The organism is Vibrio sp. 2033 (assembly GCF_033339735.1).
The window spans coordinates 1-714 of record NZ_JAWOVC010000334.1 but is presented as its reverse complement, the minus strand read 5'-3'; the positions used below and the strand labels follow the sequence as shown (position 1 = coordinate 714).

At 45.7% G+C, this 714-nt stretch carries 1 pseudogene; it reads left to right on the top strand.

Features of this window, described 5'->3' with window-relative positions:
- Positions 1-714, top strand: a pseudogene (locus R7P74_RS26420) (hybrid sensor histidine kinase/response regulator); the annotation flags it as partial.

Below are 714 nucleotides of genomic sequence, written 5' to 3'. Positions count from 1 at the left end.
GTCGACGGAAGAGCGTCGATTGAGTGAATATCTCATTTATTCAGCCAATAAGCGTCTTCATTACGACGACGCTGTTCGTGATGAGATTCAGTCTCTGATTCAAAACCAACAACTGCTTGTAGAGCGCTTCGTCGCGCTCAATGCCAACCAGAACCAAGTCCAATTGCTGATAGAAACCTTTAGCAACAAGGTATTTCAAACTAGCCAAGAATTTCGTGATCAGTTACTTAACCAAGAGGAACTACAAGCGTTATCTCCTCTTAAAACGGGAGCTGGACTTGCTGCGCTGAACACGCGGTTGGCGCTACTTCATGACATCGACGATACGATGGAACATGAGCTGCAAACGAAGCTCGCACAAACCATTAAAGCAACCACGCAACAGCGGTTGGTATTCATTGTTCTCATGTCGTTGGTGACGATTCTTGTTATCAGTTTAACCATTCGCTTGGTGCGTAAAGTGACCAACAACCTGCATCTTGTTCTCGAGTTTTTAAGCCGCGAAAATTACAGCGAAGACTCACCACTTTCTGAGCTCATCAAAGGCAAAGATGAGTTAAGCAAGTTTGCTCAAGAAGTGGAAAAACTCAGTCATGAGAGAGAACAAGCAAAGCAGAAACTCACCAAAGCCAAAGAAGATGCCGAGCGCGCCAAAGACGACGCGATTGAAGCCAGCAAAGCGAAAAGTAGCTTCCTAGCGAACATGTCGCACGA